7 protein-coding genes are annotated in these 9,130 nt (G+C 47.9%); 2 read left to right on the top strand and 5 right to left on the bottom strand.

Annotation, left to right across the window (positions count from 1 at the left end; translation table 11 throughout):
- Positions 1-57: 57 nt before the first annotated feature.
- From VIM87_RS11385 to VIM87_RS11375, 3 genes are all read right to left on the bottom strand, one after another.
- Positions 58-654 (bottom strand): hypothetical protein, encoded by a 597-nt coding sequence (locus VIM87_RS11385; protein WP_331997113.1) that lies wholly within the window; start codon positions 652-654, stop codon positions 58-60.
- Positions 655-993: 339 nt separating this feature from the next.
- A complete protein-coding gene (locus tag VIM87_RS11380; protein ID WP_331997112.1) occupies positions 994-1,932 on the bottom strand; it encodes a dihydrodipicolinate synthase family protein in 939 nt (312 codons plus the stop codon).
- A gap of 18 nt (positions 1,933-1,950) precedes the next feature.
- Positions 1,951-3,480 carry a sodium:solute symporter gene (locus VIM87_RS11375; RefSeq protein WP_331997111.1) on the bottom strand — a complete coding sequence of 510 codons (1,530 nt, stop codon included), beginning with the start codon at positions 3,478-3,480 and terminating at the stop codon, positions 1,951-1,953.
- A gap of 289 nt (positions 3,481-3,769) precedes the next feature.
- Between VIM87_RS11375 and VIM87_RS11370 the strand changes: the two genes are divergently transcribed.
- Positions 3,770-4,627: an AraC family transcriptional regulator gene (locus VIM87_RS11370; RefSeq protein WP_331997110.1), complete on the top strand. Its 858-nt coding sequence runs from the start codon at positions 3,770-3,772 to the stop codon at positions 4,625-4,627.
- A 212-nt stretch (positions 4,628-4,839) separates the two neighbouring features.
- On the opposite strand, the gene VIM87_RS11365 is transcribed toward VIM87_RS11370, so the two are convergent.
- The gene (locus VIM87_RS11365; RefSeq protein WP_331997109.1) at positions 4,840-5,694 is read right to left on the bottom strand and encodes a 2OG-Fe(II) oxygenase; all 855 of its coding nucleotides are present in this window, start codon (positions 5,692-5,694) and stop codon (positions 4,840-4,842) included.
- Positions 5,695-5,871: 177 nt separating this feature from the next.
- Here VIM87_RS11365 and VIM87_RS11360 point away from each other — a divergent pair, with 177 nt between their 5' ends.
- Positions 5,872-7,212, top strand: a complete 1,341-nt coding sequence (locus VIM87_RS11360; RefSeq protein WP_331997108.1) for a hypothetical protein — start codon at positions 5,872-5,874, stop codon at positions 7,210-7,212.
- Here VIM87_RS11360 and VIM87_RS11355 read toward each other — a convergent pair.
- Positions 7,213-9,130 (bottom strand): FtsX-like permease family protein (locus VIM87_RS11355; protein ID WP_331997107.1); only part of this gene is annotated, 1,918 nt, incomplete at its 5' end.

Raw genomic sequence — 9,130 nt, 5'->3', positions numbered from 1 at the left:
GCTTATTATAGCGCTTTGCTCCCTGCCCTTGTTCCGTTCTGCAAGGGCGTAAGAAGCTTAGTTTTCCCTGGTATAAATAAATTCATTTCCCTGCAGCAGCGGATGGCTGCCTTTCAGCTGGGCGTCTGAAAGCTTAAGGCTGAAGTCACGGAAGAAATACTCAAATAACCAGGGTTCAAATTTGAACTCAAAATAGTTGTGGTCTGTGGATACCGGGAAGACGGTAACTTTTTCAGGACAGAACTGAAACAGCAGCTCAATGGAGTCAGGATGCGGCCCCTCGTATTTAAAAGAGCCGTCACTATCGGCAAAGTCGCCCCGGGTGTTTTGCCCCGACTTTACATTTATAAAAACGTATTTAAGAATATTGGCATTGGGATCCGTGATCTTAATGATGGTATTTTTTCCCGGCTGCTTGCTGCTGTTAACGAGTGTAAAGTCGTAGCTGTGAGTTATGTCGCTGGTGAATAGGATGCTGTCATTAATAATGCGGTACTTTCCTTTACCGTATCTGTCCAGCGCGCCCTGCGAGAAGAAGAAGGCGAAGGAGCTGTCGGCGTTTAATTTAAACCCGGATGCGGTTTCCATCACACCGTTCAGGTAATACTCGCCTGCAATACTTTTATTTGATGACTGGGCTGATATGTTTCCCATATAGAAAAGAAAAAATAATAAAACTGCTGATAGCTTCATACTGATCCGGGGTTATCTTTTTTGAAATAACAGTCTTACCCTGTTCCTTCACAAGGTAAGACTGTTTTACATTAAAAGCTCATTGATTATTTTTCAGATAGCCGAATTTCACCAGCATTCCGTTAGGCCGGAAAATATCTATGTATCCATTGCCTGGCCCTGGCTCGTCATCTTCCTTTTCCGGCAGTTGCTGTTTGGCATAGGTTACATCCAAATACCCGCCAATGCTTCTGATATTAAATGGCGCATAGCCTTGCGGTATGCTGCTGCAAAGGGTTATGTTATTGGTGGAACCTGTTCTTATGCCGGCAATAAAGTTGCTGCCGGCTGGATCTGTAAACGCTCACACCATCCTTTAAAATCGTTGTGGATCTGCTGCAGGATCTGTTTTTGTTCCGGCGTTAACTCCAGCGCATGCGCGCGGCTGATGGTGCGCACAGGAATGCCCCGCTGCTGCAGGAAATACTTTGCGCTCAGCGGATAGGCCACATGGATCAGCGGATCAACCCTTTGCAGCTCAGACTGGATCCAGCGTACATCCTCCTGCCGGCTTTCATCATTCACATGATTGCACAGCCATACCAGTATTTCGGGATAAAAGTTCCCGGAAATAGAGGACATGCCCGCCGCTCCCATTTGCATAGAAGCAACTGCATTGGGCGTATGCGCATCATAGAACTCCAGCCGGCTGCCGGCCGTAACAGCCAGCTTAGCGCGTACCTGCTCCACGTTGCAGGAAGTATCCTTGTGGTAGATAAGCCGGTTGGTGGCCAGCAGGGTTTTAAGTATCTCCGGTGTGATGATGCGTTTATAGGGCGCAGGGCATTCATACAATCCCAGCGGAATATTGCCGGTGAGGGAGAACAGCTCCTCAAAACGCTGCAGCAGCGTGCTGTCCGGCTCATCGATATTGGCAAAGTGCCCGGTGATCATGATCACGGAATCCACTCCCGTATCATAGATCTTTTGCGTGAACAGCGCTTTATCTTTTATGGTAAGGCCAAAGGAGCCGGTTGCCACCACAGGCACGCGGCCATTTACATAGCGCACCACATGGCTGGTGAGCGCCAGCCGCTCATCTTCACTAATGCTGTACATTTCGGACGACAAACAATTGGCAAAGAAACCTTTTACACCGGCAGCCAGGTAGAAATCTATTAAGTGTTCCACCATCTCCAGGTCGATCTGCGCTTTCAGGTTAAAGGGGGTGATCATCACCGGAACGAATTTCTTTTGCATAAGAAACGGTTTTTATACTCAGGAAGTTTTGATACGTTGCAATCGCGTGAGCAGCATACCTGCCAGGAAAATAGACAGGGTGCCCACCACGATGACCATGTTTGCATGTAAATGGCTGCGCATATGCACCCATTCTGCCGGCAGGTATTTTGACAAAGACATCCAGATAATGATCAGGATGCCGATAATAGTGGCTGCTGCTGCCGCTGCATTCTTGATCCCGGATACCATGCCCAGGAGAAATAATCCCAGCATTCCCCCGGCAAAGATGCCGGACAGCTCCCACCACATATCCAGGATACTGCCTACGCCTATCATTGAAATACCGGCTGCTATAGACAATACACCAGCCAGCGTGGAGGCGGCATACAGCACATTCATTTCCCTTTTTGGCGTAACGCCCGGATTAATATAGCGCTGGTAAATATCTTTCAGGAAAACAGTAGCGGTGCTGTTCATACCGCTGCTAACGGTGCTCATGGCGGCAGATAAAATGGCTGCAATGATCAGCCCCATCAACCCGGAAGGCACTTTATTAACCATAAACCAGGGCAATACCTTATCGCCATAATCCGCCGGCTGCAGCGCAGCTACCGGCACATGCCGCTCTGCTGCTGCCTGCTGCTTTACTGCCAGCAATACTTCGGGATGCTGCTGTGCATAGGCGTACAATGCGGTACCGATAAAAAAGAACACCATGCTCACCGGCACATACCAGTACACACATAACCAGATGCTGCGGGAAGCTTCCTTCTCCGACCGGGCCGTATGGTAACGCTGCACATAGTTCTGATCCATTCCGAAATTATTCAGGTTAATAAAGAACCCATAGAGCAATACCACCCAGAAAGTAGAATGGTTGAAATCACTGAGGTTGAAACTGCCCGGCGAGAACTTTCCATCGGCTATGCCGATCCGGAAAATATCCCCGGCCCCGTTATTCATGCCGCTAATCACCAGGCACAGGATCACAATAGCGCCGGTTGTTTTAACAATGCCCTGCAGCACCTCTGTCCAGATCACGGCTTCCATGCCGCCCAATACCGTGTAGATAATAATACAGGCGCCTGCCACACATATGATGGTACGCATATCCAGCCCGGTGAGCGCCTGCAGGGCCAGCGCTGCGCCAAAGAAAATGGAGCCCATCCGCGCCAGCTGCATCAGTATAAAACACACGGTAGCATAGGTCCGGGCCCAGGGGCCAAAGCGGCGTTCCAGGTGTGTATATGCGCTTACCACCCCGCTTCTGCGGTAGAACGGCACAAAATATTTTGCTGCAATAAATGCTGCCAGCGGCATGGATAAGCTGAAAACAAATGCATTCCAGTTGCTGCCAAAAGCCTTACCCGGCACTCCCAGGAAAGTATTGCTGCTTAAAAAAGTTGCGTATAAAGAGAGCCCCAGCGCCCAGCCGGGAATGGTTCCCGAGGCAGTGGTGAACTGTGCCGCATTCCTGTTCTTCCGCGAAAACCGCACGCCAATAAGGATCATTCCCAACAGGTAAACAGCAATTACGGCCAGGTCAATTAATGGCAATTGGTGCATATCAGTTTTCAGGTTTCATACGTGGAGGAGAGATCCAAAAGAATGTAAAATGTAAAATTTTAAATCATAAATGTAAAAGGAAAATGCAATCCTTTATTCGCTGCATTTCACTTTTACATTTATCTCGTTCATAAAGTCTTTTAAATGGTCTCTATGAACCTCCTTCGTCGGTTTGAAATTTTACATTTATGATTTTACATTCTTTCTGTCTTCTTTTGCGAAGGTTGCCAATTTTTACGGGTCAAACAATGTTTTCAATTATGAAAAGGATGGCTTAAATTACTGCCACATGAATCAACTGGCTGTCAGCGCTCCTATTACCCGGATCTTACCGGATCATCTGAAACGTAAGCTGGAAAAGCATCCGCTTGGGAAGAACCTTTTTATAACCGCGATGGGGTTCTATCCTGAGCATGTTGCAAAAGAGCTTAGCGAGCCTAAGGGTGCGCCGGTATATACCCTGATCTATGCTGCGCAGGGAAAGGGATGGCTGGAAACCGGCAAAAGAAAGAGCCGGGTACATTCCAGCCAGTACCTGGTGATCCCGAAAAATACGCGCTTCCGCTGCTGGCCTGATCCACAAGCGCCCTGGCGCATTTATACCGTACAATTCTCCGGTAAGCTGGCAGATGATATTTTCAGCTACCTGGGCAACAGTATGAAACCACGCACCATTCCGCCGCTGGTGGGCCGCAATGCGCAATTTGATGATATACTGCATCACCTTGACCTGATGAACAATATTGAAAACCTGCTGTACGCCAACTTCCGTTTTTACAGCTTCCTGGGCACTTTCCGGCTCAGCGTGTTCAATTACATGAAAAAAGGGGCTGATAATATTATAGAGCAATGCATACAGCTGATGAAGCAGCGGCTGGATCAGCCGTTGACGCTGGCAGAGCTGTCCAAGGAAATGCACCTCTCCCCTTCTTACCTGTCGGCCCTGTTCAAAGAAAAAACGCGGTATTCGCCTATACAGCTGTTCACCTCCCTGCGTATACAGCAAGCCAGCCAGCTGCTGAAGGAAACACAGCTTACTATAAAAGAGATTGCCGGGGAAATGGGCTACGCCGACGCCTATACTTTTTCAAGAGCATTTAAGCTGGTGATGGGCACCTCTCCGAAAAACTTCAGAGATAGGTTATAAATTAATAATGAAGAATGAATAATTAATAATCGGGATGCATGCAGTTCAATAACAAAATTCCCTCCACGTACAACTATTAATTCAGGAATAGCATTCCGGTGAAATAAAATTTCTGCAACCAGCAAAATGAAGAGGGCGATATTTCAAATTGAAGTATCGCCCTCTTTATTATTAATTATTAATTCTTCATTATTAATTATTCAGCGCTCTGATTATTTTTTGCGTGAAAGAAACCGCAGTATATTGCTCACGATCTTATCATTCGAGCCCAGCCAGCCTTTGATCTCCGTGTAGGTGGCTACCATGGCGTTATCCAGCTTTACCATGAATTTCTTTTTGCCTTCGCCGGGGCGGGCCATATAATGGGTAGCCCTGCGGAAAGGTTTATCTTCCACAGAATAATAATACAAAGCTATGGAACGGCGGAACTGATCTTCCGGGCAGGTCATAGGTTCCGGGTGGCCGTGATAGGAATCTGCATCTGTATTAAAGATCACGCAGCGGTTAAAAACGGGCAGCACCTTTTTTTCGCAGGCTTTCATTTCCGTATCCCACAGCTCCAGCTTACCGCCCCACTCCTCCTGCCAGTCTTTATTCAGGTATACCAGCACATTTACCCGGCGCTGCCAGTTACGGTGGTGCGGGTGCACGGTAAAATCCGCATGAATGTTCAGGTAGCCGCCGCGGCCGGACTGGTGAATACCGCCACCTTCCAGGTGATCGTCCTTTTGCAGGTTATCAATGCCTGTAAGGGTGCTTAAGAACTGCAGGAACGCCGGAGAGTTCAGCTCGTTAATAGTATGTTTAATGGTGGCCGGCAGCATATCCAGCTTGTTCAGCCCTTTCTTTTTCTCGTTGTAGTGTACGTAATTGATCCAGCCATCTGCTTTATTCAGCTCATTGAATTCCTTAATGCAGGCATCCAGCACAGCGGGGTTCAGGAAATTTTCCAGCACTATATGCGGGTAAGGGCTGGCTTCCTGGTATTGCTTACCCAGGATGGGTAATTCACTGTTCCATTTTTGCAGATCTATTACTTCCTTAGTATCAGTGTATGTTGTTTCCAAGGCTCGAACATTTTAATTATGTAACAAATATAGCCGCTGTGGCTATGCGGTCAAAAAAAGGTTTAGCACCCAAGATATACAAAGAAATTTTTAGATGTAAGTTGTATTTATGTTAAAAAAAACGCCGGCGCGGGCAATTGTGGTATAATAATTTCTGCTTTTTTTAAAATTCCCATTATGCATAAGATATATCCGCTGCTGCTGGGCTGGATGTTAGCATCCCTCCCCGCTTTTGCCCAGCATGAACATCATATGACGAATAGTGATACGAGTATGCAGCACATGCCCGGTATGCATGACGGCCCGCCCATGAGCCATGCCTTTTCCCTGCAGCTGCCCATGAACCGCAACGGATCCGGTACAGGCTGGCTTCCGGATGCATCGCCCATGTATGGTTACATGCTGCACAGCAATAAGTGGATGTATATGATCCACGGCAACATTTTTCTGCGTTATACCAAACAAGACCTTACGAATAAAGGCAGCCGGGGCGCTGACCAGTTTGATGCGCCCAACTGGCTGATGTTAATGGCGCAAAGGAAAGTGGGTAAGAACGGCTTGTTCCATTACGAGGTAATGCTGTCGCTGGACCGCATCACGGAGAACGGCAACGGCTACCCGCTGCTGTTCCAGTCCGGCGAAAGCTGGCAGGGCAAGGCCCTGGTAGACCGGCAGCACCCGCACGACCTGTTCTCCGGTTTATCCGTAGGGTATACGCAGGCATTATCCAAAAGATCGGATGTGTTTATTTACCTGGGATACCCGGGCGAGCCCTCCATAGGTTCCGTAGCTTTTATGCACCGCCCTTCTTCCCTGAATGGGCCGGATGCGCCTATTACCCACCATTGGAATGATGGTACACATATTACTTTTGGCGTAGTAACAATAGGCTACCGTTATGATAATTTTAAGCTGGAAGCCGCTGCCTTTAACGGCCGGGAGCCCAATGAGAACCGCTACAGCTTTGACAAACCACGGTTTGATTCCTGGAGCGGCCGTTTCTCCTATAACCCCACTGCCAACTGGGCCTTACAGGTATCGCATGCTTATGTAAAAAGCCCCGAAGCGCTGCACCCGGATGAAAATGTGCACCGTACCACCGCATCGGCCATTGCCAGCTATCCTTTAAGTAAGCACAGCACTTTTAATGCTACTGCCTTGTGGGGTTTAAACAAAAGCAAAGGGCATGATGGTGAGAACGCTGCGCTGGCAGAAGCATCTGTTAACTGCAAGCGGGCGGCGTTTTATATGCGGTATGAATGGGTACAGAAATCCGTTGAGGAATTGGATCTTGACAAAGACAAATACGGGGAGCATACCTTGTTCCCGGTGAATGAAATAGTTGCGGGCGTAAGCTACGACCTGCTGCATGTAAAACCGGTAAATGTAGCTGTTGGCGGGCAGTTCAGCGTTTACCATGCGGATGAGCGCCTGAATAGTTTGTATGGTAAAAACCCTTTGGCGCTGGAAGTGTTCCTGCGCATTTACCCGGCACGCATGGTAATGGGCGGTATGTAATTATTCTGTTTTCAGGCTTTGCACTGGATTCATGAGTGCTGCCTTTATGCTTTGATAGCTTACCGTTAAAATGGTTATGAGCAAAGCGCCGGCAGCTGCTGCAGAAAAGATCCACCATGACAGATCTGCCCGGTACTGGTAATGCTGCAGCCATTGATGCATAAAATAATAAGCAAGCGGCGTTGCAATCAGCAGGGCTATCCCCACAAGCATTACAAACTCCCTGGATAACAATCCCCATACATTCAATACAGAAGCCCCTAATACTTTGCGGATGCCGATCTCTTTTGTGCGCTGCTCTGCCATAAAAGAGGCCATGCCAAACAAGCCCAGGCAGGAAATGAAAATGGCCAGGATGGCAAAGAAGGTTGTGAGCTTACCTACACGCTCTTCCACATCAAATTTCCGTGCATATTCATCACTGGCAAACTTGTATTCAAAAGGCTGGCCGGGATTATATTGTTTGTATACCTGCTCAATTTTTTTCAGCGCATCAGCTGCATTGGCTGCAGGGTTTATTCTTATGTTCAATATATTCACCGTCCAGGGAGCCATATAAAAAATGGTGGGTAAAGCGGCATCAAACGGCGACTGCATCACCATATCTTTTGTTACGCCGATAATATGAAAAGTATAGCCCATCCAGCGTACCGTTTCCCCAACAGGGTTTTTAAACCCCATGAGCTTTGCCGCTGATTCGTTCACTACAAAAGCCAGCGCATCTGCGCCCTCGGGGCCTGTCTGGTAATCCCGGCCATCCACAAAATGCCAGCCTATTGTTTTCCCATATTCTTTGGATACGCCTACGGTTGCAAAGCCCTGCGTATTATTGTTTACATCCCTGCCCTGCCAGTCGAAATTTGATTGTTCATTATTTGATTCCGTAACCGGTGCAGATGATTCTGCTGCTTCGGCTACAGCGCCGGTCCTGATAAGGTCTTCCCGGAACGCGGCAAAATGCTTGTAGATATCCGGGGTAAGGTTCTTTATGTTGATCAATCCATCCCGGCTATAACCCACCGGCCTGCTCCTGGCGTACTGGATCTGGCGGAAAACCACGATGGTGCCAATGATCAGTATAACCGATACTGCAAACTGCAGCACTACCAGCACCCTGCGCGGAATGGCGGCCTGGCGGCCGGCTTTGAACGTACCCTTTAATACTTTAACCGGCTGAAAAGCGGATAGATAAAGGGCCGGGTAACTGCCTGCAATAATGCCTGCGATAAGACTGAAGCCGATCCCTGCCATCCAGAAAACAGGATTGGCCCAGAGGATAGATAATTTTTTCCCTGCTACCTCATTAAAGAAGGGTAGTAATAAAAATACCAGCAACAAAGAGAGCACAAATGAGATGCAGGCAACCAGCAATGATTCACTGAAGAACTGATAGATCAGCTGGTTGCGCTGTGATCCGATTGCTTTCCGTATACCTACTTCCTTTGCACGCTTTTCGCTGCGGGCGGTGCTCAGGTTCATGAAATTAATGCAGGCCAGCAGCAATACAAAAAGGCCAATAATGCCAAACAGCCAAACATACCGGATCCTTCCGCCTGTATTCACACCGTTCTTAAATTCTGAATATAAATGCCAGCGGCTCATGGGATGGAGGAAAATGACGGGCTTAGATCTTTGCTCACCATTATCCTTATTAGTTTTAGCGTCCCTGATCTTTAAGGAAGCTTTATCCACGTCAACATTATCCGCCAGCTGCACATAACACTGCCACCCGTTATTGCCCCAGTTCTGAAGGTTCTTTTCCAGCTTTGGCTGCAGCTTCCAGGGTACAATAAATAAAAGATTATTCAGGGTGGTATTACGCGGCAGATCTTCATAAACACCGGTAACCGTAAGGCTTTTCTCATCATCAAATTTCAGGGTCTTATTTATAGGGTCTGTATTGCCGAACAGCAGCGCT

Source organism: Chitinophaga sp. (assembly GCF_036569125.1).
GTDB lineage: Bacteria > Bacteroidota > Bacteroidia > Chitinophagales > Chitinophagaceae > Chitinophaga.
This window is presented reverse-complemented; position numbering and strand designations above follow the sequence as displayed.